Annotated in this window: 17 protein-coding genes, 1 tRNA gene and 1 pseudogene; 11 read left to right on the top strand and 8 right to left on the bottom strand. The window is 66.0% G+C overall.

Annotation, left to right across the window (positions count from 1 at the left end; translation table 11 throughout):
* Positions 1-95: 95 nt before the first annotated feature.
* The gene (locus ACVK00_RS00830; protein ID WP_105788818.1) at positions 96-1,271 is read right to left on the bottom strand and encodes an acyltransferase family protein; all 1,176 of its coding nucleotides are present in this window, start codon (positions 1,269-1,271) and stop codon (positions 96-98) included.
* A 213-nt stretch (positions 1,272-1,484) separates the two neighbouring features.
* Between ACVK00_RS00830 and ACVK00_RS00825 the strand changes: the two genes are divergently transcribed.
* Both ACVK00_RS00825 and galU read left to right on the top strand, forming a co-directional pair.
* The gene (locus ACVK00_RS00825; protein WP_006754480.1) at positions 1,485-1,628 is read left to right on the top strand and encodes a hypothetical protein; all 144 of its coding nucleotides are present in this window, start codon (positions 1,485-1,487) and stop codon (positions 1,626-1,628) included.
* Between the two features lie 229 nt (positions 1,629-1,857).
* Positions 1,858-2,745, top strand: coding sequence for a UTP--glucose-1-phosphate uridylyltransferase GalU (galU, locus tag ACVK00_RS00820; RefSeq protein ID WP_006754479.1), 888 nt, complete (start codon positions 1,858-1,860; stop codon positions 2,743-2,745).
* 502 nt (positions 2,746-3,247) lie between these two features.
* Here galU and ACVK00_RS00815 read toward each other — a convergent pair.
* Positions 3,248-4,366, bottom strand: a complete 1,119-nt coding sequence (locus ACVK00_RS00815) for an acyltransferase family protein (RefSeq protein WP_284893827.1) — start codon at positions 4,364-4,366, stop codon at positions 3,248-3,250.
* A gap of 258 nt (positions 4,367-4,624) precedes the next feature.
* On the opposite strand from ACVK00_RS00815, the gene ACVK00_RS00810 reads away from it, so the two are divergent.
* Entirely contained in the window at positions 4,625-5,074 is a 450-nt protein-coding gene (locus ACVK00_RS00810; RefSeq protein ID WP_006754477.1) for an HU family DNA-binding protein, read from the top strand.
* Positions 5,075-5,354: 280 nt separating this feature from the next.
* Positions 5,355-6,099 (top strand): annotated as a pseudogene (locus ACVK00_RS00805) (aminoglycoside adenylyltransferase family protein).
* Positions 6,100-6,240: 141 nt separating this feature from the next.
* Here the strand turns inward: ACVK00_RS00805 and ACVK00_RS00800 are convergent.
* The 3 genes from ACVK00_RS00800 to ACVK00_RS00790 form a co-directional block, all read right to left on the bottom strand.
* The gene (locus ACVK00_RS00800; RefSeq protein WP_006754865.1) at positions 6,241-6,714 is read right to left on the bottom strand and encodes a VOC family protein; all 474 of its coding nucleotides are present in this window, start codon (positions 6,712-6,714) and stop codon (positions 6,241-6,243) included.
* Positions 6,715-7,100: 386 nt separating this feature from the next.
* Positions 7,101-8,258, bottom strand: a complete 1,158-nt coding sequence (locus ACVK00_RS00795) for a porin (RefSeq protein ID WP_228909495.1) — start codon at positions 8,256-8,258, stop codon at positions 7,101-7,103.
* A gap of 443 nt (positions 8,259-8,701) precedes the next feature.
* Positions 8,702-9,634, bottom strand: a complete 933-nt coding sequence (locus ACVK00_RS00790) for a YihY/virulence factor BrkB family protein (protein ID WP_284893829.1) — start codon at positions 9,632-9,634, stop codon at positions 8,702-8,704.
* A gap of 139 nt (positions 9,635-9,773) precedes the next feature.
* On the opposite strand from ACVK00_RS00790, the gene fdnG reads away from it, so the two are divergent.
* The 7 genes from fdnG to ACVK00_RS00755 all read left to right on the top strand — a co-directional run bounded on the left by fdnG (position 9,774) and on the right by ACVK00_RS00755 (position 19,010).
* Entirely contained in the window at positions 9,774-12,845 is a 3,072-nt protein-coding gene (fdnG, locus tag ACVK00_RS00785; protein WP_284893830.1) for a formate dehydrogenase-N subunit alpha, read from the top strand.
* Positions 12,846-12,855: 10 nt separating this feature from the next.
* Positions 12,856-13,770, top strand: a complete 915-nt coding sequence (gene fdxH, locus ACVK00_RS00780) for a formate dehydrogenase subunit beta (protein WP_166722219.1) — start codon at positions 12,856-12,858, stop codon at positions 13,768-13,770.
* The gene (locus ACVK00_RS00775) at positions 13,767-14,393 is read left to right on the top strand and encodes a formate dehydrogenase subunit gamma (RefSeq protein ID WP_284893831.1); all 627 of its coding nucleotides are present in this window, start codon (positions 13,767-13,769) and stop codon (positions 14,391-14,393) included. The genes fdxH and ACVK00_RS00775 overlap by 4 nt, the downstream gene beginning before the upstream one ends.
* 107 nt (positions 14,394-14,500) lie before the next feature.
* Positions 14,501-15,436, top strand: coding sequence for a formate dehydrogenase accessory protein FdhE (gene fdhE / locus ACVK00_RS00770; RefSeq protein WP_284893832.1), 936 nt, complete (start codon positions 14,501-14,503; stop codon positions 15,434-15,436).
* A 75-nt stretch (positions 15,437-15,511) separates the two neighbouring features.
* Positions 15,512-16,951: an L-seryl-tRNA(Sec) selenium transferase gene (gene selA, locus ACVK00_RS00765; RefSeq protein WP_284893833.1), complete on the top strand. Its 1,440-nt coding sequence runs from the start codon at positions 15,512-15,514 to the stop codon at positions 16,949-16,951.
* On the top strand, positions 16,948-18,873 hold the full coding sequence (gene selB / locus ACVK00_RS00760; protein ID WP_284893834.1) for a selenocysteine-specific translation elongation factor: 1,926 nt from the start codon (positions 16,948-16,950) through the stop codon (positions 18,871-18,873). The genes selA and selB overlap by 4 nt, the downstream gene beginning before the upstream one ends.
* A gap of 41 nt (positions 18,874-18,914) precedes the next feature.
* A tRNA-Sec gene (locus ACVK00_RS00755) sits at positions 18,915-19,010 on the top strand.
* Positions 19,011-19,120: 110 nt separating this feature from the next.
* On the opposite strand, the gene ACVK00_RS00750 is transcribed toward ACVK00_RS00755, so the two are convergent.
* From ACVK00_RS00750 to ACVK00_RS00740, 3 genes are read right to left on the bottom strand one after another with little or no spacing between them, the layout of a single operon-like run.
* Positions 19,121-19,435: a hypothetical protein gene (locus ACVK00_RS00750; protein ID WP_284893835.1), complete on the bottom strand. Its 315-nt coding sequence runs from the start codon at positions 19,433-19,435 to the stop codon at positions 19,121-19,123.
* 3 nt (positions 19,436-19,438) lie between these two features.
* Positions 19,439-20,881 (bottom strand): efflux transporter outer membrane subunit, encoded by a 1,443-nt coding sequence (locus ACVK00_RS00745; RefSeq protein ID WP_228909547.1) that lies wholly within the window; start codon positions 20,879-20,881, stop codon positions 19,439-19,441.
* Positions 20,882-20,885: 4 nt separating this feature from the next.
* Positions 20,886-24,029, bottom strand: coding sequence for an efflux RND transporter permease subunit (locus tag ACVK00_RS00740; protein WP_354123111.1), 3,144 nt, complete (start codon positions 24,027-24,029; stop codon positions 20,886-20,888).
* Between the last annotated feature and the right edge of the window lie 19 nt (positions 24,030-24,048).

The raw sequence follows: 24,048 nt of genomic DNA, 5'->3' as shown, positions 1-24,048 counted from the left end.
CGCGCGAATGGATCCCGGCGGTCCGTCCCGCCCATGAAAAAGCCCCCGCGCAGCCTGAGGCCGGGCGGGGGCAGGGAGCGCGGGAGTGGCGCCGCTCAGACGGCCCGTTCGGGGGCCGGCGCGACGACGCGAGCGGTGCGCGTCGGCTTCAGGCTCGCCGACCACATCATCGCCGGGCGTTCGAACAGCCGGTAGAACACATAGGCGACCGGAATCGCGGCGGCCATGAACGCGAACGACGGCCAGATCGACAGTTGCAGTTCGGAATGGAACAGCACCGAGCCGAGGCAGACGAACAGCGGCAGGTGGACGAGATACAGCGAATAGCTGAAGTCGCCGAACCAACTGAACACGCGCAGCAGCGGCGTCGGGCGCGGCGGGCAGGCGAGCGCGCGGTACAGGAAGCACGCGAAGCCGGCCGCCCACAGCTGGAATGCGCCGTACTGGCCGATATGGAACGCGCCGCAGCCCGCGGCCAGCAGCACGGCGGCCGCGAGGTACCACGCGCGCGACGGCACGGCGGCCGTGCCGTGCGCCGGCTGCGCGCGCACGTCGGCGATCCACGCGCCGATCGTCCAGGACAGCCAGTACGACGTGAAGAACTGCAGGTCGTGCCGTTCGAGCAGCCATGCCGACGCGACGTTGACGAGCGCGACGGCCGCCACGATGGCCGGCATCCCGATGCGCCGGCGCAGCGCGAACAGCAGCGGGTAGATCGCATAGAACTGGACTTCGAGCGACAGCGTCCACAGCGCGCCGTTCGACCCGTACGTGTAGCCGGCGACGCCCTGCAGCGAGAACAGGTTCACGAGGAACGCGGTGAGGCCGACGTCGCGGATCTTGTGGCTGACGGGCGCGATCTGCAGGCTGACCGCGTCCATCGCGAGCGTGAACAGCAGCGCGGCGAGCAGCACGGGGTAGATCCGGGCGAAGCGGCGCGCCCAGAAGTTCGTGGCGTCGAGCCGGTACGCGGGATTGGCCGCGAGCTTGAGCGCCGCGTTGCGGTGGATGCAATAGCCGCTGATCACGAAGAAGATCGGCACGCCGGCGGATCCCCACCCGAACGGGAAGGTCAGGTAGCCGACGATCACGCTCGGGTCGAGCGCATGACCGTAAGCACGATGGAAGCTCTGCATGCCGACCCAGACGACCTGGCGGCAATGGAAATAGGCGACGAGCAGCGCCGCGAACCCGCGCATCGCGTCGATCACGTGTTCCTTGTGGTCGGCGACGGGCGGCGCGGTCAAAGGCGATCCGCTGAAAGCTTGCATGCGATTCGATTCCTTGCGACGGATGAAGGGGATGGTCCAATCGTAATGCGCAAGAATTCGATCGAATGAATAAAAAAATCCCGCCGTGAAATAATGATATTTCAGATAGTGGTTTCATCCGGCTCTGAAAGCGGTTTGGCAACCGCTACAATTATTTGCGGATTTTTTTCTGATAGTTTGAAGCTCCAGTTGATTGAAGCAAGGAGCGGCAAGATGGACATGCATTGGATCGCTAGCGCAGCTGTACTGCTGGTCATGGCCGTGCTGTCGGCGTACCGCGAGGCGCTGCAGAACGAGCCGATTCGCCCCGGTCTCGAGCGGGGCGGCGTCCCGTTTATCGAGGAATTCGATTCGTAAGAATTTGTATCCGGAAAATCGGTAATTTGTTTCTACTTCGGCAATCGGTTCGGCAATATCGACCGGATCCGCGGATTATCTATTTTCCGGAAACATGGGGCAATCGTTCCATATCGAAAATGAGCGGAGTGGAATTGGCCGTACCGTCGATTCTCGATATGCCGTTCGGAAAACAATCGCGCCGGGTCGCAGGGCGACGCGGCGCAGTCAACGCAATCAGGATGCGAACATGTTGAAAGTCACCAGGGCCGTGTTCCCCGTTGCCGGTCTCGGCACCCGGTTCCTCCCGGCAACGAAGGCGAGCCCGAAGGAAATGCTGCCCGTCGTCGACAAGCCGCTGATCCAGTACGCGGTCGAGGAAGCGATCAACGCCGGTATCACCGAGATGATCTTCGTGACGGGGCGCAGCAAGCGCGCGATCGAGGATCACTTCGACAAGTCCTACGAGATCGAGGCCGAACTCGAGGCGCGCGGCAAGGAAAAGCTGCTCGAGCTCGTGCGCGGCATCAAGCCGAGCCACGTGAACTGCTTCTACGTGCGCCAGCCGGAAGCGCTCGGCCTCGGCCATGCGGTGTTGTGCGCGGAAAAGCTCGTGCACGGCGAGCCGTTCGCGGTGATCCTCGCCGACGACCTGCTGCACGGCGAACAGCCGGTGCTCAAGCAGCTCGTCGATGTGTTCGACCACTATCACAGCTCGGTGATCGGGGTCGAGACGATCCCGCGCGAGGACAGCCGCTCGTACGGCGTCGTCGAAGGTCGCGAGTGGGAAGAGGACATCATCAAGCTGTCGGGCATCATCGAGAAGCCGGCGCCGGAAGACGCGCCGTCGAACCTCGGCGTGGTCGGCCGCTACGTATTCATGCCGACGATCTTCGATCATCTGCGCAAGCTCAAGCCGGGCGCCGGCGGTGAACTGCAGCTGACCGACGCCGTCCAGTCGCTGCTCGCGAACGAACAGGTGCTCGCGTATCGCTACTTCGGCACGCGTTTCGATTGCGGCAGCAAGATCGGTTATCTCAAGGCGACCGTCGAGCTCGCGCTCCAGCATCCGGAAGTGAGCCGCGAATTCGAGGCGTACCTGCGTACCTGCCTGCCCGCGCTGGCTGCTGTCGCATAAGCAGCCACGCTGCTCCGCTGTTTCAGGTGGTGGTTGTTCCGTTGGCCCCGGCTGCCTTGTGCGCCGGGGCTTTTTTGCGTGTGGGCGAGGTGAGGAATGCGCGGCGCAGGGTAATCGGCGCCGTCGAATCCGGCGGGATCGAACCGGGGCGTGTGCGGCGATTCCGGTGTGCCGCGAGGCGCGAACCGGTTGCCGGGTGCGCGTTGCGCAGTGCGTGGCTGCCGGACACCGTGGCGATGAAACCGGCGCCGACGTGCCGGTTGCGTGCGGCTTCAGGGACGAAGGTTGCGCGGGGCGATAGCCGTCGTTGACGCTGGGTCGGGGTGTCGCTTCGCGGTGGATGTCGACGAAGCACCACGTTGCCGCAGCGGCACTTTCATCCGCCGACGTGATGCGTGTTCGTGAGGGACGAACGGCGTCGGCGGCGCACCGTTTCGGTGCTCGGCGTCGCCGGCCCCGACGTATGTTTTCCGCTTGCGTCGCGCCGGGACGGCTGTTCCGTTCAGCGCGGCGACGTGCTCGGCCGCGCGACGAAGTGCCGGGCCAGCATCGCGGCGATCGGCTTCTTGAAGTCGAGCAGGCGCCTTTCGAGATAGCGCCACGACAGATGGGCAAGCAGCACCGCGAGCGCGAACTGCAGCAGTTCGGGCAGCGCTTCCCGGACGATTCCGGGCATCGGCACGTGGGCGAACAGCGCGGGCATTTCGCCGAAACGTGCCGGAATCAGGTTGTGGAACAGGTAGAAGCCGTAGCTGATCGTGCCGAGATAGACGAGCGGCGCCCGGTCGAGCAGCGCCACGGCCGGATGGTCGGGCTCGGTGACGATCCACAGCATCAGCGCGCCGAGCGACACGGACAGCCCGAGATCCACGAGCCCCGAGACGATGTCCGGCAGCGCCGTGAACGCGGGCAGCGTGAGGAAGAACACGACGCCGACGGCCCCGAGCCAGCCGGGCGGAATGCGGCGGACGACGGTCGGGCCGCGATCGGCGAGCGCCATCCCGCCGACGCCGCCCAGCGCGATCAGCGCGAAATTCCACGGGGAAAACGCGTAGATCAGCACCGGCGATGCGTCGAGCGCGTACAGCGCGAGATGCGCGAGCGCGCACAGCGCGACGGCCGCGACGCCGAGCGCGACGTGGCGCGCGGCCGGCACCGCGAGCAGCGTGAGCGGCGCGATCAGGTAGAACTGCTGCTCGACCGCGAGGCTCCAGAAGTGCGACGTGGAGCCCGGCCAGCCGTCCTTGACGATGCCGATCCAGTAGTTCGACAGGAACGCGGCGTGCCACGCGAGCCCAAGATTGACGCCGCGCTGGTAGAACAGCGCGTGCGCGATCGCGAGCGCGGCGAGCAGCAGGTAGTAGACGGGAAAGATCCGCAGCGCGCGCTTCGCGAGGAACAGCGCGAGCGCGTGGCGGCGGGTCATCGTGCCGCATTCGATCGCCTGACGGTTGCGATGCAGTTCGCCGACGATCAGGAATCCGCTGATGAAGAAAAACGTCCACACACCGAGCTTGCCCACGTCGACAGCGAGGACGTGGCCTTTGTGGGACAGGAAAACGAGGATGACGGCGATGGCTCGCAGGCCGTCGAGTCCTTTGACGTATCTGACTTCGCGCATGAAGACATCCGGGGCACTGAGCGAGGTCAGTATAGGTGTGCAAATATCGAACGTAATTCGCGTTCGAACGTATACGTGAAGGTGTTTTTTGACGTTCGAGCGTCGACGAAGTCGGTCGCGCGCAACAAAACCTGCGGGAAACCCCGCGAAAACGCATAAAAGTACTGCACGAAGCGTCGAGGCGCTTGTAGAATCCGGCGTTGAAGCGCGCGCGTTGCACGCTTCGTGTATCCAACGACCACACCTGGTAGGAGAAACATGGCGACTTCCGCAAAAAAGGTGGCCAAGAAGGCTGCCGCACCGGCCACCAAGAAAGTGGCTGCAAAAAAGGCTGCGCCCGCGAAGAAAGTAGTGGCCAAGAAGGCTGTCGCGAAGGCAGCACCGGCCGCTCCGACGCCGCTGAAGGACAAGTTCACGAAGGCATCGCTCGCAACGCACATCGCTGAGCGTGCAGCTGTCGAAGTGAAGGCGGTCAAGGCAGTGCTCACCGCACTCGAGAACGTCGTGCTGGGCTCGGTTCACAAGAAGGGCGCAGGCGAGTTCACGCTGCCGGGTCTGCTGAAGATCACGGCGCAAGTCGTGCCGGCGAAGAAGAAGCGCTTCGGCAAGGATCCGTTCACGGGCGAAGAGCGCTGGTTCCCGGCAAAGCCGGCCAGCGTGCGCGTGAAGGCACGTGCGCTGAAGAAGCTGAAGGACGCGGCTGCGTAATGCCGCGTAACGGCCGCCGAATGCAAGTCGGCGACCGTTACGATGTCCGACGGTCCCCGTACGCGAAAGCGTGCGGGGATTTTTATTGCGTTGCGCAAATCGCGCGGCGGTGATGTCGTGCCGCGCGGATGCGGCATGACGTGGTGCGCATCCGGGGCTGCCGGCCGCGCGTGCGGATGGCCAGATCGCTGCGTGCTGGTCGCGCAGCCTTGCAACGCTGCGCGTCGCGCGGGTCTCGCGTCATGAACGCGGCGATCATTCCCGTCGAGTCGCCGGCCAGATGGCTGCCGCGTGCGCCTCGATCGAACGGCATCTGGGTGCGACGCTGCAGGCGATGCATCTGTTCGGCCAGGCGCTCGACGGTGGCCCGAAACCGCGCAGCGACATTGAACTGCTGATGACGATTGCCGCCCCGCCGGGCGAAGGGGCGCGGTGCGGGTTGATACTCGAGTTGCTCGATGTGTCGGCGTTGCCGCGGAGCACGGCGCAGATGCGCGCGCTGGAAGTGACGATCGTCGTGCGCGGCGACGTGGTGCCGTGGCGTCATCCGGCCCGACGCGCGCTCCAGTTCGGCGAGTGGCTGCGCCGCGAGCTACGCGCGGGTATCGTCGAGCCGCCATGCATCGATCACGATCTGGCGATCCTGTTGACGAAGATGCGCCAGTACGACGTTGCGCTGCTCGGGCCGCGTGGTTCGAGCCGGTGCCGCGCATGACTTCGTCGCCGCGCTCCTCGCTACGGTCGCGCTGCGGCATGCCGAGCCGGACTGGCGCGGCGACGAATGCCACTTAGTGCTTGCGCTCGCACGCATCTGGTACAGCGTCGCGAGCGGCAGGATCGCGCCGAAGGACGTCGCCGCTGCGTAGGTACTGGCGCGCTTGCCCGACGCGTACCGCCCCGTCCTGTCGGCCGCGTGCACCGTCTATCTGCACGGTGACGGCGCCGATGCGCCGCCGTCATGCGAACCGGTCGCCGCATCCGTGCGCTACGCGCGACGGATCGTCGAAGCGATGCTGTCGACGTAGCGGTGTGTGAACGGCCGCGGCCTGCGATTGCGTCGTGGCGCGATGCAATCCGTCGAAGGAAGCGGTCATTGCGCGGGCCGCACGACCGCCACGAACCTGCCAGCGCGCCCGCGAACGACGGCGCGGCGCCCGTTGGCTTCGTCAGCCCGCCGTGCCTGCGTACGCGGCCTTCAGCGCGGCGACGTCGAACTTCGTCATCTGCATCATGGCCGCGGCCACACGCGCCGCCTTGACCTCGTCGCGGTCGGTCATCATCGGGATCAGTGCATCGGGCACGATCTGCCACGACACGCCGAAGCGGTCCCGCAGCCAGCCGCAGCCGTCGGCCGTGCCGCCGTTCTCGAGCAGCGCGCTCCAGTAACGGTCGAGTTCGGCCTGGTCGGCGCAACTGACCATCAGCGAGATCGCATGGTTGAACGTCTCGGTGCGCGGGTGGCTCATCGCGGTGAACGGCTGCCCGAACAGTTCGAACTCGACCATCCGGGTGCCGCTGGTGCCCGGCACCGCCGTGACGCGCACGACGCGCGAGTTCGGGAAAATGTCCGTGTAGAAGGCCGCGGCTTCTTCGGCTTCCGTCGCGTACCAGAGGAACGGCGTGATCTTCTGAATCGTCATGGAGCGTCTCCTGTCTGCTTTCGGTGAGGGGCGGCCAATCTGTATGCCGCCATCGATACGACGAATCAAGCTCGTCGAAATCGACATGTCGAAGCATACGTGCTTCGTATCGGGGAATCCGGGGGATTGGAGGATCGGGGAACCGGCGCATCCGAGTCGACAGCGCGAGGCGTCCGGCAGGTGCTCAAAGGGGCTTCCCGCGCGCGACAGGGCCCCAGGCGCCGCTCGCGGCGGGTTGCCGTACCCAAGGCCCGGCCGCGGCCGTAGCCCGCCACGGCGCCGCTGGCAACGGACGAAAAAAAACCAGCCAGGGCCGAAGCCGATGACTGGTTTTGCAGTTCGGCGGCATGGCGTCGAAGACGCCATGCACACCGGAAACGTACTTCTTAGAACTTGTGACGAATGCCGAGTGCGACGAGTTCGGCCGAGCTCTTGCCGGCGAAGCCGTACGAAGCGATCGACGCTTGCGCGCTTTGCTGCACGCCGTCGACGAGCTGCGTACCGCTCGCGTGCTGGTATGCGCCAACCAGGTAGATGTCCGTGCGCTTCGACAGCGAGTAGTCCGCGCCGACACCGACTTGGTGGTACTTCGCGGTCGTGTCGCCGCTCGCCTTCGTGTACGAGTAGCCGAGGCCCAGCAGCAGCGGCGGCGTGACCTGGTACGTCACGAACGCGCGGCCCGTGTTGTACTTTTCGGTCGAACCGAAGCCCGAGAACGCGTCCGGCTTGTACTGTGCGTTGCTGTAGCCGAGGCCGAACGTCACCGGGCCCAGTGCGTACTGACCTGCGACTTGCGCGATGGCGATCGACTTCGCCGTTGCGTAACCCGAGTTGATCGGGCCGTCGAAGATCGCGTCGGACGTCGTCGAGCCCCAGCCTGCGCGGCCGACAGCCGTCGTCGGCGACGGGTTGGCTGCGTAGAAGTAGCCTGCTGCAACGCCGACCGGGCCGTTGTTGTAGGCAGCCGCGACCGACCACGTCTGGCCCGAACCCGTCTTGCCTGCAACGCCGCCGAGGGCGTACATGCCTTCGACCTGGAAGCCTGCCCAGACCGGCGACGTGTACTTGATTGCGTTGCTGACGCGCAGCGAGTTGTCGTTGTTGTCGACGTCGCCCGGCGTTGCCATCACGCTACCGAAGTAGTTGTCAGCCGTCACTGCCTGGACCAGGTCGACCAGCGGGTCGTACTGGCGGCCGAGCGTCAGCGTACCGTACTGGTCGCTCTGGAGGCCGACGAATGCCTGACGACCGAACATGCGACCGCCCTGGTTCAGGTGGCCCGTGCCCGGATCAAAGCCGTTTTCCAACTGGAAGATCGCCTTCAGGCCGCCGCCGAGGTCTTCAGCACCTTTCAGGCCCCAACGGCTGCCTTGCAGGTTGCCCGACAGCATTTGCCACGAGTTATTGGCTTGACCGTCGTTGCCGTGAACCCATGCGATCGACGTGTCGATCACGCCATACAGCGTCACGCTCGACTGAGCATGAGCAGCGCCAGCGGCGCCCAGCAGGGCGAGCGAGAGGGTCGAGAGAGCGAGTTTCTTCATCGTTGAGTATCTCCACGCAAATGATTCGTCATTCGTTATTTGTTGCGGATTGGAGAATAGCTCAGTGCTATCCAGGCAAGAAAGCTTAAAAAATAAAGTGTCTCGAAAAGGTAACAGCGAGGAAAAGTCTATATATATCAAGCACATCAAGGACTGTTCCTCTTTTTGAAATAGTTGACAATTGGTGCAGCTCGATTGTTGCAGTGGTCGATGCACTCGGCAACGGAAGGGCGGATTTCGCGGGTTGGCGCACGGAAATCGACGTGAGCAAACGTTTGCCGTTGCAGCGTGCAATCCGGGCCGATGCAAAGAGCGCATCAACGGCCACGAACGCGCGGCGGGGCCGGGTGGTTGCGAGAAGGAACGCGGTCGCGTAGGGAGCGTGGATGCAGCGCGCGGCGGCGCGCGCGATGCGCGGCCGCATGCGAGGCAATGGGCGGGAATCAGTCGTCGCGTGTGCGATCGACGGTGGGATCCATCGGCGCGGACACGGCAGCAGCATTGCGGGCGCGGCGATGCGCATCGCCGCGCGCGGCCGCGAATTCCGCACCGAGCAGCAGCACGGCCGCCGAGAAGTACAGCCACATCAGCAGGACCGCGAACGATCCGGCCGCACCGAACGCACTGGCCGTACCGGCACGCGCGAGATACAGCGCGAACAGCTTCTTGCCGCCGGAGAACAGGATCGCGGAGACGATCCCGCCGATCACCGCGTCGTGCCATGCGACGCGCGCGTCGGGCAGGAACTTCATCAGCACGGCGAACGCGGCCGCGAGCACCGCGATGCCAACGACGAACTGCAGCACGTTGGTGATCGCGACGTACGGAGAATCGCCGAGCAGCCACGTGCCGATGAACGTGATCGCGGTATCGAGCACGAGCGACACGATCAGCAGGAAGGCGACGCCGAGCACGAGCCCGAACGAGATGAGCCGCACCCGCACGAGCCCGAGCATGCTCGACCAGCGGTTTTCCGTGCTCGGCCAGATCACGCTCAGCGCCGTGTTCAGCGATGCGAAGGTCGCCGATGCGCCGATCGCGAGCGCGGCGAACGAGATCAGCGTCGCGATGCCGCCGCGCTCGCCCGCGCGATGCGCGTTCTGCACGATCGTCTGGATGCTGGCCGCCGCATCGTCGCCGATCAGCTGGTGGGCCTGTTCGAACACCTGGCCGCGCGCGGCTTCGTCGCCGTAGAACCAGCCGGCCACGGCGATCACCATCACGAGTGTCGGCGCGAGCGAGAACGCCGAAAAGAACGCGATGCTCGCGGCCATCGCCGAGCAGCGGTGAGAGGAGAAACGCTGGAATGCATTGAGCGCCCAGTTGGCCTGCTGTTGCGCGAGGCGGGTGGCTTCGGAAGTGATCTGTCGTTTCATGACGGTTCGGTTGCGCGCTGATCGCCGGACATCGGTGGATCAGACAAATCGGTATTGATCCGAGGATTGCATCATAGTTGCGCTCAATGTCTATAATCCTTTCAGTTTCTCCTTACCCCACAAAGACGCCGAGACCATCATGCTACAAATGTCACGGCGCCAGTTCCTGAAGGTGACGGCCACGTCGCTTGCCGGATCGAGTCTTGCCCTGCTGGGCTTTTCTCCGACGGAAGCGCTTGCCGAAGTCCGACAGTACAAGCTGGCGCGCACCGTCGAAACCCGCAACACCTGTCCTTACTGTTCAGTGGGTTGCGGCATCCTGATGTACAGCCTCGGTGACGGCGCGAAGAACGCGCAGCCGAGCATCATCCATATCGAAGGCGATCCCGACCATCCCGTCAACCGCGGCACGCTGTGCCCGAAGGGCGCGAGCCTGATCGATTTTATCCACAGCCCGAGCCGCCTGACGCACCCCGAGTATCGTGCGCCCGGCTCGGACAAGTGGGAACCCATCTCGTGGAACGATGCGCTCGACCGGATCGCGAAGCTGATGAAGGCCGACCGCGACGCGAACTTCGTCGAGACGGCGGAAGACGGCTCGAAGGTCAACCGCTGGCTCACGACCGGCATGCTGGCCGCGTCGGCGAGCAGCAACGAGGTCGGTTACCTGACGCACAAGACTGCCCGCAGTCTGGGGATGCTCGCATTCGACAATCAGGCGCGTGTCTGACATGGCCCGACGGTGGCAGGTCTTGCCCCGACGTTTGGCCGTGGAGCGATGACGAACCATTGGGTCGACATCAAGAACGCGGACGTGATTCTCGTGATGGGCGGCAATGCAGCCGAAGCCCATCCGTGCGGTTTCAAGTGGGTGACGGAGGCGAAGGCGCACCGCAAGGCGCGGCTGATCGTCGTCGACCCGCGCTTTACGCGTACGGCCTCGGTGGCCGACTACTACGCGCCGATCCGCACCGGTACCGACATCGTCTTCCTGGGCGGCGTCATCAACTATCTGCTGACGAACGACAAGATCCAGCATGAGTACGTGAAGAACTACACGGACTTCTCGTTCATCGTGCGCGAGGATTTCGCGTTCAACGACGGCATCTATTCCGGCTATGACGCCGAGAAGCACGCGTACCCCGACAAATCGAGCTGGGACTACGAGCGCGGCGACGACGGCTTCGTGAAGGTCGACCCGACGCTGCAGCATCCGCGCTGCGTGTACAACCTGATGAAGCAGCACTACGCGCGCTATACGCCGGACATGGTCCAGCAAACGTGCGGCACGCCGAAGGAGAAGTTCCTGAAGGTGTGCGAGATGCTCGCGACGACGGCCGTTCCCGGCCGTGCCGGCACGGTGCTGTACGCGCTCGGCTGGACCCACCACTCGATCGGTGCGCAGATGATCCGCACCGGCGCGATGGTGCAGCTGCTGCTCGGCAACATCGGCATCGCGGGTGGCGGGATGAACGCGCTGCGCGGCCACTCGAACATCCAGGGGCTGACCGACCTCGGGCTGATGTCGAACCTGCTGCCGGGCTACATGACGCTGCCGATGCAGTCCGAGCAGGATTTCGACGGCTACATCAAGAAGCGCGTGCAGTTGCCGCTGCGGCCGAACCAGTTGAGCTACTGGAAGAACTACAAGGCGTTCCACGTCAGCTTCATGAAGTCGTGGTGGGGCGACGCGGCGACCGCCGAGAACAACTGGGGCTACGACTACCTGCCGAAGCTGGACAAGCAGTACGACCTGCTGCAGGTGCTCGAGTTGATGAGTGCCGGCAAGATGAACGGCTACATCTGCCAGGGCTTCAACCCGCTCGCGGCGGCGCCGTCGAAGGTGAAGACGGCCGCCGGGCTCGCGAAGCTGAAGTGGCTCGTGATCATGGATCCGCTCGCGACCGAGACGTCCGAGTTCTGGAAGCATCACGGCGACTACAACGACGTCGATGCGTCGAAGATCCAGACCGAGGTGTTTCGTCTGCCCACCACGTGCTTCGCGGAGGAAAACGGCTCGCTCGTGAGTTCGAGCCGCGTGCTGCAATGGCACTGGAAGGGCGCGGAGCCGCCGGGCGAGGCGAAGAGCGATCTCGATATCATGTCGGGGCTGTTCCTGCGCATGCGCAAGATGTACCAGACGGACGGCGGCAAGTATCCGGACCCGATCGTCAACCTGACCTGGCCGTACGCGAACCCGGAAAGCCCGACGCCCGAAGAGCTCGCGATGGAGTTCAACGGGCGTGCGCTCGCCGATCTGCCGGATCCGAAGGATCCGACCAAGACGCTCGTGAAGAAGGGCGAGCAACTCGCCGCGTTCGCGCAACTGAAGGACGACGGCACGACCGCGAGCGGCTGCTGGATCTTCTGCGGTGCCTGGACGCAGGCCGGCAACCAGATGGGGCGGCGCGACAACTCGGATCCGACTGGCATCGGCCAGACGCTGAACTGGGCGTGGGCGTGGCCCGCGAACCGGCGGATCCTGTACAACCGCGCATCGTGCGACGTGAGCGGCAAGCCGTTCGACCCGACCCGCAAGCTGATCGGCTGGAACGGCAGCGCGTGGAAGGGCACCGACGTGCCGGACTTCAAGGCGGATGAACCACCTGAAGACGGGATGGGGCCGTTCATCATGAACCCGGAAGGCGTCGCGCGCTTCTTCGCCCGCGCGGGGATGAACGAAGGTCCGTTCCCCGAGCACTACGAGCCGTTCGAGACGCCGCTCGCCGCGAACCCGCTGCACCCGAACAACCCGCAGGCGCTGAACAATCCGGCCGCCCGCGTGTTCCCGGGCGACCGCGCGTCGTTCGGCAAGGTGTCCGAGTTCCCGCACGTCGCGACGACGTACCGGCTGACCGAGCATTTCCACTACTGGACCAAGCACGCGCGGCTGAACTCGATCATCCAGCCCGAGCAATTCGTCGAGATCGGCGAAGACCTCGCGAAGGAAGTCGGCGTCGCGCACGGCGATCGCGTGAAGGTGTCGTCCAAGCGCGGCTACATCATCGCGGTCGCGCTCGTCACGAAGCGGATCAAGCCGCTGATGATCGAGGGCAAGAAGGTCCAGACGGTCGGCGTCCCGTTGCACTGGGGCTTCAAGGGTCTGACGAAGCCCGGCTATCTCGCCAATACCCTGACTCCGTCCGTAGGCGACGGCAACTCGTACACACCGGAATTCAAGTCGTTCCTGGTGAAGGTCGAAAAGGCGTAAGGGGAAAGAGATGGCACTGCAATCGCTGGATATCAAGCGCGTCTCGGCCACCACGACGCCGCCGGCCACGGCGCGCGAACCGGTGACCGGGAGCGTCGCGAAGCTGATCGACGTATCGAAGTGCATCGGCTGCAAGGCGTGCCAGACGGCATGCATGGAGTGGAACGACCTGCGCGATGAAGTCGGCACCAACGTCGGCGTGTACGACAACCCGGCCGACCTGACCGAGCACTCGTGGACGGTGATGCGGTTCTCCGAATACGAGAACCCGGCCGGCGACCTCGAATGGCTGATCCGCAAGGACGGCTGCATGCACTGCGAGGATCCGGGCTGCCTGAAGGCATGCCCGTCGCCGGGCGCGATTGTGCAGTACAACAACGGGATCGTCGATTTCCACGAGGAGAACTGCATCGGTTGCGGCTATTGCGTGACCGGCTGCCCGTTCAATGTTCCGAGGATTTCGAAGAAGGATCATCGCGCGTACAAGTGCACGCTCTGTTCCGACCGCGTCGCGGTCGGCCAGGAACCGGCCTGCGTGAAGACCTGCCCGACCGGCGCGATCGTGTTCGGCACCAAGGAGGACATGAAGCAGCATGCGGCCGAGCGGATAGAGGACCTGAAGGAGCGCGGCTTCGAGCATGCGGGGCTGTACGACCCGCAGGGCGTCGGCGGCACGCACGTGATGTACGTGCTGCACCACGCGGATAAACCCTCGCTGTACCACGGGCTGCCCGACAATCCGTCGATCAGCCCGATGGTGAAGCTGTGGAAGGGGATCGCGAAGCCGCTCGCGGTCGCCGGCATCGCGCTGACCGCGCTCGCCGGGTTCTTCCACTACATCCGGGTCGGGCCGAACGAGGTCAGCGACGAGGACGAGGCCGCCGCCCGCGACGAGGCGCGACGCATCAAGGAGGACGCAAAATGAAGCACGACGACCCCAACCTGATCGTCCGCTACACGGCGAACGAGCGCACGAATCACTGGATCACCGCGATCACCTTCGTGCTGCTCGCGCTGTCCGGGCTCGCGCTGTTCCATCCGTCGATGTTCTGGCTCACCGCGCTGTTCGGCGGCGGCCAGTGGACGCGGATCCTGCATCCGTTCGTCGGCCTCGTGATGTTCGTGTCGTTCGCGATTCTCGTGGCGCGCTTCTGGCACCACAACGTGCTCGACGCGGACGATCGGCAATGGCTGAGGCAGATCGACGACGTGGTGACCAACCGGGAAGACAGGCTGCCGCCCGTCGGGCGCTATAACGCCGGACAGAAGCTGCTATTCTTCACGTTGGTGGCGTGCCTGCTGCTGCTCCTGCTGTCGGGGATCGTGATCTGGCGGCGCTACTTCTCGTTCTACTTTCCGATCGGGGTGATCCGCGCGGCCGCTGTCGTGCATGCCGTGGCGGCCTTCGTGCTGATCGTGAGCATCATCGTGCACATTTACGCGGCGTTGTGGGTGAAGGGTTCGATCGGCGCGATGGTGCGCGGCACCGTCACGCTGGGCTGGGCCCGCAAGCATCACCCGAAGTGGTTCCGTGAAAGCGTGAAATAACGCACCGGAGCGGAACGGTTCGCCGATTGCGGCGTACCGTTTCGCCACCCGCCGGAATCGCCAGAAGCGCCGATTCGTCGGCGCTTGTTTATTTGGAAGACATATTTGTGACACAACGCATTCTCGAACCGACCGAGATCTCGGCGCTCGATCATTCGGCCATTCCGCGCTTTCGCCTGCCGGAGCGCGCCACCGTGTTTTCGGCGCGCGCCGCGCGGCTGCGCAAGCTCGCCGACCTGAATCCGATCAGCGGCTACCTGCGGCTGATGGCCACGGTCGCCGATGCGCAGCATGCGACGCTCCAGACGCTGGAGTTGCCGCTGCCGTCGACGGAAGCGATCGCTCGTGCGCAGCAGCATTCTATGCCGCTCGTGCCGGCGCTCGGCGGCGAGCGCGATCCGCGCTGGCGCGCGGTGCTGTATGAACTGCTCGACCGCGTCGAAGGCGCCGGGCTCGTCAACCCGCAGCTCGCGAAGCTGCTCGATCGGCTGCGTCTGATGGCGCCCGCCGAACTCGATGCGCAGGCCGAGGCGATCCTCGCGCTGCGCTTCGCCGAGGTCGACCCGGCCACCGCGCCGTTCCTGATGGCCGCTCTGCAGGTCGTCTGGACCGATCTCGCGAGCCGCATCACGCCGGCCGACATCCCGTATCTCGACCAGCCGGGGCTGTGCCCCGTGTGCGGCACGCATCCGGTCGCGAGCGTCGTGCGCGTCGGCGGCCAGTTCCAGGGCTACCGTTTCCTGCAGTGCGGGCTGTGCACGACCGAGTGGCACATGGTGCGTACGAAATGTTCGCACTGCGACTCGACCAAGGGCATCGCTTACCACGGAATCGAGGGCGGCAGTGAAGCCGTCAAGGCCGAGTCGTGCGACGAATGCAAGACTTACCGCAAGATCGGCTACCAGGACAAGGACTACGAGTTCGAGCCGCTCGCGGACGATCTCGCGAGCCTCACGCTCGACCTTCTGATGAACGAAGCCGGCTACCAGCGCAGTTCGCCGAACCCGCTGCTGTGGCCGGACATGTCGCGCGAAGCGGATTGACGGCAGGCAGCCGGGGCGGGCGCGCGTGCACCGGCGCCGGCCGCCAGCCCCGCATGGAAATGGAGCCACCTCTACGTGAGCGAACCGGGTTTGAATGAACTGAATGCCGTCCTCGCGCGCGTACCGTCGGTCGAGCGCGTGCTGTCGTCGGCGCCGCTGCAGCCGCTGCTCGCCGACTATGGCCGCACGCGCGTGCTGAACGCGGTGCGCGCCGAACTCGAACGCTGGCGTACCGCCGCGCAGCAGGATCCGGCGACGGCCGAGCCGCTCGACGAGCCGCGTATCGCGGCGGCCGTCGCCCGCACGCTGGCCGCAAAGAGCGCGGGCACGGTGCGCGCGGTGTTCAACCTGACGGGCACCGTGCTGCACACCAATCTCGGGCGCGCCCTGTTGCCCGACGACGCGGTACGCGCGGTGGTCGACGCGCTCACCCAGCCCGTGAACCTCGAATTCGATCTCGCCACCGGCCGCCGCGGCGACCGCGACGACCTGATCGACGATCTGTTGTGCGAACTGACCGGCGCGCAAGCCGCGACCGTCGTCAACAACAATGCCGCGGCCGTGCTGCTCACGCTGTCGGCGCTGGCAACGAAGAAGGAAGTCGTCGTGTCGCGCGGCGAGCTGGTCGAGATCGGCGGCGCATTCCGCATTCCGGACATCATGAGCCGAGCGGGGGCGAAGCTGCATGAGGTCGGCACGACCAACCGGACCCATCTGCGCGACTATGCGGATGCAATCGGCCCGCGCACGGCGATGCTGATGAAGGTGCACTGCAGCAATTACGCGATCAGCGGCTTCACGAAGGAAGTGACGCTGGCCGAACTCGTGCCGCTTGCGCGCGAGCGCGGGCTGCCGGTGGCGGTCGATCTCGGCAGCGGCACGCTCGCCGATCTGTCGCAATGGGGCCTGCCGCACGAGACGACCGTGCAGGAAACCATCGCGGCCGGCGCGGACCTCGTCACGTTCAGCGGCGACAAGCTGCTCGGCGGGCCGCAGGCCGGCCTGATCGTCGGCGATCGCGCACTCGTCGCGAAGATCAAGAAACACCCGCTCAAGCGCGCGCTGCGCGTCGGCAAGCTGACGCTCGCCGCGCTCGAACCCGTGCTGCGGCTCTACCAGGCGCCGGAATTCCTGTGCGAGCGGCTCACGACGCTGCGGCTGCTGACGCGGCCGCAACGTGACATCACCGAGGCCGCCGAACGCGTGCGTCCGGCGTTGCAGGCCGCGCTCGGCAGCGGCTTCGACGTACGCGTCGAGCCGATGTTCAGCCAGATCGGCAGCGGTGCGCTGCCGCTCGATCAGCTGCCGAGCGCCGGGCTCGTCGTGCGCACGCCGGACGGCAAGCGCAGCGGGCGTGCGCTCGCGCAGCTCGAGCAGCGGTTGCGCGAATGGCCGCGTCCGGTGATTGGCCGCGTGGCCGACAATGCGCTGCGGCTCGACCTGCGCTGCCTCGAAGCGGCCGACGAAGCGACATTCGTCGCGCAATGCGTGCGGATCGCAGGGCCCGCTGCATGATCGTCGGGACTGCAGGACATATCGATCACGGCAAGACGACGCTCGTACGGGCGCTGACGGGCGTCGATACCGACCGCTTGAAGGAAGAGAAGGCACGCGGCATCTCGATCGAACTCGGCTATGCGTATACGCCGCTCGAGAACGGCGACGTGCTCGGCCTGATCGACGTGCCCGGCCACGAGAAGCTGGTTCATACGATGGCGGCCGGCGCGTGCGGAATCGACTTCGCGCTGCTCGTGATCGCCGCCGACGACGGCGTGATGCCGCAGACCCGCGAGCATCTCGCGATCCTGCAACTGCTCGGCGTGACGCATGGCGCGGTCGCGCTGACGAAGTGCGATCGGGTCGACGCCGCACGCCTGTCGGCGGTGCGCGACGAGATCGCCGCGTGGCTGCACGGCTCGACGCTCGATGGCGCGCCGATCTTCGAAACCTGCGCGACGCGCGACGACGATCCGGGCGTCGCCGCATTGAAGCGTTTCCTCGCCGATGCGGCGCTCGCGTGGCGCGCGCGCCGCGACGACGGCCTGTTCCGGCTCGCGGTCGATCGCGTGTTTACGCTCGCCGGGCAGGGCACCGTCGTGACGGGCACTGCGTTCGCGGGGCGCGTGGCGACCGGCGACACGCTCGCGGTCGTGCGCACCGGCGCGGCGGCGCGCGTGCGCAGCATTCATGCGCAGAACCGGCCGGTCGACGCGGGCCGCGCGGGCGAGCGCTGCGCGTTGAACCTGGCCGGCGTCGACAAGGCGGACGTCGAACGCGGCGATACCGTCGCGGATGCGCGGCTCGTCGCGACGTCGCCGCGGCTTGACGTTGAACTGACGCTGCTGGCCGACGCGGGGCTCACGCTGACGCACTGGGCGCCGCTGCACGTGCATCTCGGCACGCTGCATCGCGTCGCGCACGTCGCGCTGCTCGACGGCGATACGCTGGCGGCCGGCCAGAAGATGCGTGTGCAACTGGTGTTCGACGAACCCGTGTTCGCGCTGCCGGGTGATCGCTTCATCGTTCGCAATCCGCAAGCGACGCGCACCGTCGGCGGCGGCCGTGTGCTCGACCCATTCGGTCCCGCGCGCAAGCGCCGCACGCCCGAGCGTCGCGCATGGCTCGACGCACTGGCGTCGTGGCTCGACGAAGGACGGCTCGATGCGCTGCTCGCGCAGGCGCCGCTCGGTATCGCCCGAACGATGCTCACGCACTTGAGCGGGTTTGCGCCCGACGTGCTCGCGTTGCCGGACGATGCGCTCGCGATTGGCCAGCGCGACGCCGCGTCGAACGAAGGCACGGTGATGGCGCGGGCGCACTGGCTGGCGCTGCAGTCGCGCACGATCGACACGCTGCGCGCGTATCACGAGCGCGTGCCGGACGAGCAGGGGCTCGACGCGGCACGCCTGCGGCGGATGGTGGCGCCGCTCGTTGGCGATGCGCTGTGGCGCGCGCTGGTCGATGCGCTGGTGGACGGCGGGGAGGTGGCGCGTAGCGGGCCCTGGCTGCATCTGCCGTCGCATTCGGTGAGTTTCGATGCGCGCGAGGAAGCGCTGGCGCGGCAACTGCTGCCGCTGATCCACGCCGGGCGCTTCGATCCGCCGTGGGTCCGCGATCTGGCGCGCGATACGGGGGGAGCGGAGGAGGCCGTGCGGTCGCTGCTGCGCAAGCTCGCGCGGCGCGGCGACGTGCATCAGGTCGTGCGTGACCTGTTCTATCACGCGGATGTCGTGCGCGAGCTGGCCGGGCTGGTTGCGGATCTCGCGCCGACGCGCGGCGGCGGGCTCGATGCAGCGACGTTTCGCGACGCGACGGGGCTTGGCCGCAAGCGTGCGATCCAGATTCTCGAGTTCTTCGATCGGGTTGGGTATACTCGCTTCCACCGCGATCTCCACTTCCTGCGGCCTGACAGCGGTTGGGCGAGTATTCAGGCGTAGGCGCTCGGCGTTCTTCTCGTTCTTTTGGTTCTTCTCTCGTCGGAAGGCATTCGTATCCGGTGGTACGGCTGGACTTCAAATCCAGTTGGGGGTGTCAGACACTCCCGGGTCGGTTCGACTCCGGCTGCCTTCCGCCATTTCGCACTTCCACCGCTTTCCGATCGTCGGGTATTGCGACCTCCATGATTGATGTCGGCAGATGCCCTGTCTCCGACGCACGGGCGGCGGCGAATGCCGGACAAGCGGGCTACCCCTCCTCTTGGTGAGCCCGTTTGACGAGCCTGATCACCGTCGAGACGAGTACGATCAACAGCACGAAAGCAAGGACCAAATAGCTCGGCGCATCCCGGATCACGGCCGCGATTGCGTGGTCGGCGACCGCGGACGCGGTTACAACGTTCAGGCCATAGACGATGAACCATCCGTTCAGCATCGCCAGGGCGATGGTGACCGTCAGCAATACGAAGCGAGCGTGATCGACAGGCGGCCCGGCGGCGCGGTGCCCGTGCCGCCGGACTCGATCGTGTTTTTGATCGTCGTGAATGAACGAGCGATGACGCAAGGCTCAGCTGTTCGGAACGCTGTTGCCGGAACGCACGTCGACGTCCGTCAGGCCGCCCCCGAGCGCCTTGTAGAGCGCGACCGCGTTGCCCAGTTCGGCGTTGCGCAGATCCAGCAAGGCCTGACGCGCGGCATACAGCTGCCGCTGCGAGTCGAGCAGTTCCAGCCGATCCTCGATGCCGGCGCGATAGCGCAGGTTCACGAGATCGGTGCGGCGCTCGGCGCTCTTGACGACCCGGCTTTGCGCGTCGATCTGGCGGCTGAAGGTCTCGCGCCCGGCGAGGCCGTCGGCCACTTCGCGGAACGCGGTCTGGATCGCGCGTTCGTACTCGACGACCGCGCTGGACTTGCGCACTTCCGCGAGATTCAGTTCGGAACGCAGCCGGCCGCCCTGGAAGATCGGCAACGTGACCTGCGGCGCGAAGCTCCACACGCGCTGGCCGCCGTCGAACAGGCTGCCCAGCCCCGGGCTGAGGAAGCCGATCGACGAGGTCAGCGACAGGCGCGGGAAGAACGCCGCGCGCGCCGCGCCGATGTCGGCGTTGGCGGCGACGAGATTCTGCTCGGCCTGCTGGATGTCCGGCCGGCGGTACAGCAATTCCGACGGCAGTCCGGCCGGCAATTGCGTCATCACCGGCTGGCGTTCCAGCGACAGCGGGTCGGGCAGGGTCTTCGGCAGGTCGGTGCCGACCAGCAACCGCAGCGCGTTGCCCGCCTGCTCGACGGCGCGCGAACGCGCTTCGAGATCGGCGCTGGCGCTCGCGACCTGGCCTTCGGCCTGCGCGATGTCGACGCCGCTCGCCTGGTCCGCGAGCTTGAGCCGGCGCGCGAGATCGAGCGACTGGCGCCAGTCGTTCAGCGTGCGTTCGGACAATGCGCGCTGTTCCTGCGCGAGGCGCTCGGCGAAATACGCGTTGGCCACGGAGCCGACGAGCGCGATCTGCACCGCGCGGCGGCCGTGATCGGTCGCGAGGTAGCGCGCGAACGCCGCATCGGACAGCGACTTCACGCGGCCGAACAGGTCGATCTCGAACGCGCTGACGCCGACGTTCACGCCGTACTGGTTCTGCGTGTTTTCGAGCAACGGCGGGTTCGATTGCGAGTCGGCCGCCGTGCGCTGGCGCGTGAAGCTCGCGCCGGCGCCGATCGACGGCAGGCGCGCGGAACGCTGGATGCCGTACTGCGCTTCGGCAGCCTGGACGTTCAGCGCGGCCAGGCGCAGGTCGCGGTTGTTGTCGAGCGCGAGCTCGATCAGGCGCTGCAGGCGACGGTCGCCGAACATCGTGCGCCAGCCGAGATCGGCCGCGTTCGCGTGCTGGTCGGCCGCGGCAGCGGTCGTATAGGCGGTCGGCACCGGCATCCCGGGCTTGACCAGCTTCGGCGCCATCGAGCACGCCGACAGCGCGAGGGCGGCGGAAACCGCGGCGGAAAGAATAAGCAATCGCATGGCATCAACCTTCATGTTCGTGGGTCACGGCGGCGGGCTTCTTGCGGGGTGCCAGCCATGCCGAGATGCGTTCCTGGATGCTCATCACGAACACAAAGAAAACCGGGACGAAGAAAATGGCCAGCACGGTGGCGGTGATCATGCCGCCCAGCACGCCGGTGCCGATCGCGTGTTGCGTCTCGGAGCTGGCGCCGGAGGCGATGACGAGCGGCACCACGCCGAGCCCGAACGCGAGCGACGTCATCAGGATCGGGCGCAGGCGCAGCTTCGACGACTGCACGGCAGCCTCGATCAGCCCCTTGCCTTCCTCGCGCAACTGCTTCGCGAATTCCACGATCAGGATCGCGTTCTTCGCCGACAGGCCGATCACGGTGATCATCCCGACCTTGAAGAACACGTCGTTCGGCAGCCCGCGGAGCATCACGGCGCCGAGTGCGCCGATCAGGCCGAGCGGCACCACCAGCATCACCGACAGCGGAATCGCCCAACTCTCGTAGAGCGCCGCGAGCACGAGGAACACGACGACCATCGACAGCGCCATCAGCATCGGCGCCTGCGATGCCGACTCGCGCTCCTGCAGCGACTGGCCGGTCCAGGCGACCGAGAAGCCCGGCGGCAACTGCGCGGCCAGACGCTCCATCTCGGCCATCGCCGCGCCGCTGGAGTAGCCGGGCGCCGAGCCGCCGGAGATGCGCGCGGACGGGTAACCCTGGAAGCGCACCATCTGGAGCGGGGCTTCCGACCAGACCGGCCGCACCACTTCGGACAGCGGCACCATGCCGCCGGTCGCGTTGCGCACGTAGAGCTTCATCACGTTTTCGATCTGCATGCGTGCCGGCGCATCGGCCTGGATGATCACCTGCTGCATGCGGCCCGCGTTGGGGAAGTCGTTCACGTAGGTCGAACCCATCGCGGCCGACAGCGTGTCGCTGATGGTCGTGAACGACACGCCGAGCGCTTCGGCCTTCTCGCGGTCGATGTCCAGCTTCACGCTCGTACCGGTCGGCAGGCTGTCCGGATAGACGCCGGTCACCACCTTGCTTTGCGCGGCCAGTTCGAGCAGCCGGGTTTCAGCCGCCTTGAGCGCCGCGTAGCCCTGGTTGGCGCGATCCTGCAGGCGCATCGTGAAGCCCGAGCTGGTGCCCAGCCCGTCGATCGCCGGCGGCAACAGGCTCATGACCGTGCCTTCGGTCACGCCGCCCATCGCTGCCTGCGCGCGCATCGCTTCGTCCAGCGTGGAGGCACCGCCGCGCTTGTTCCAGTCCTTCAGCACCGCGTAATTCAGTGCCGCATTCGAGCCGAGGCCGGAGAAGCCGTAGCCGATGATGGAGATGCTCGACTCGATGGCCGGACGTGACGCGAGATGCTTCTCGAGTGCCTTGACCACGTCGCCGGTGCGCTCGACGGTCGAATCCGCCGGGAGCAGGAAACCGGTCATGAAGTAGCCCTGGTCTTCCTCGGGCAGGAACGACGACGGCAGCATCCGGAAGCCGAACACCAGCGCGGCGGAAATCGCGACGAACAGCAGCATCACGCGCCCGGTGCGGCCGACCAGCCGGCCGACGCGCGTCTCGTACCATTGCGTGAGGCGGTCGAAACGGCGGTTGAACCAGCCGAAGAAGCCGCGCTTCTCGTGGTGCCCGTGTTCGACCGGCTTGAGCATCGTCGCGCACAGGGCCGGCGTCAGCGTCAGCGCGAGCAGGGCCGAGAACATGATCGACACGGCCATCGACAGCGTGAACTGCTGATAGATCACGCCGACCGAACCGCTCGACATCGCCATCGGCAGGAACACGGCCGTCAGCACCAACGTGATGCCGATGATCGCGCCGGTGATTTCCTTCATCGCCTTGATCGTCGCGTCCTTCGGCGACAGGCCTTCTTCCACCATCAAGCGTTCGACGTTCTCGACGACGACGATCGCATCGTCGACGATGATGCCGATCGCGAGCACCATGCCGAACATGGTCAGCACGTTGATCGAGAAACCGGTCATCAGCATGACGGTGAAGGTGCCGAGCATCGCCACCGGCGCGACGATCGCCGGGATCAGCGTGTAGCGCACGTTCTGCAGGAACAGGTACATCACCAGGAACACGAGCACCATCGCCTCGAGCAGCGTGTGCACGACCTTCTCGATCGAGATCTTCACGAACGGCGCGGTATCGAACGGGATCGAGTAGGCCATGCCGGCCGGCATCGTCCTGGCGATCATGTCCAGTTGCTCGCGCACGGCCTCCGCGGTCTTCACCGCGTTGGCGCCCGGCGCCAGCTGCACGCCCGCGAAGGTGGCGGGTTTGCCGTTCTCGCTGTTGACGAAGGTGAACGCCTGCGGGCCGAGTTCGACCCGTGCGACGTCGCCGAGCACGACCTTCGAGCCGTTCGCATTCGCGCGCAGCACGATCTTCGCGAACTGCTCCGGCGTCGTGAGCTGGCCTTGCGCGGTGAGCGGCACCGTGACGCGCTGCCCGGACAGCGCGGGCGCCGCGCCGAGGCTGCCCGGCGCGATCTGCACGTTCTGCTGGCTGACGGCCGTCGTCAGGTCGTTCATCGACAGGCCGTAGGTGATCAGCTTCTGCGGATCGACCCAGATGCGCATCGCCTGTTCGGAGCCGAACAGCTGCACCTTGCCGACGCCTTCGACACGTCGCAGATCCTCGACGACGTTGCGCGCCATGTAGTCGGCAAGCGCGTTTTCGTCGTAGCGGCCGCTCTCCGACTTGAGGCCGACGAACAACAGGAAGCCCGTGGCGGCCGACTGCACGATCACGCCGTTTTGCCGCACGACGGGGGGCAGGCGTGGTTCGACGGACTTGAGCTTGTTCTGTACCTCGACCTGCGCCATCGCCGAATCGGTGCCGGGCTTGAAGGTCGCGGTGATCTGCGCCTGACCGGAGGTATCCGCCGACGATTCGAAATACAGCAGGTTTCGCACGCCGGACAGCTCGCGCTCGACGAGGCTCAGCACGCTGTCGCTCATCGTCTGCGGCGTGGCGCCCGGGTAGGTGGCGGTAATGGTGACGGTCGGCGGCGCGACCGACGGGTAGCGCGCAACCGGCAGTTCGGGAATGGCGATCAGGCCCAGCAGGATGATGAAGAGGGCGATCACCCATGCGAAGACCGGGCGCCGGATGAAGAATTGGGACATGACTGGAGGCTCCCCGTGA

The organism is Burkholderia sp. PvR073, from assembly GCF_054055695.1.
The sequence above is the reverse complement of the archived record's forward strand: the minus strand, read 5'-3'. Positions and strand labels throughout refer to the sequence as shown.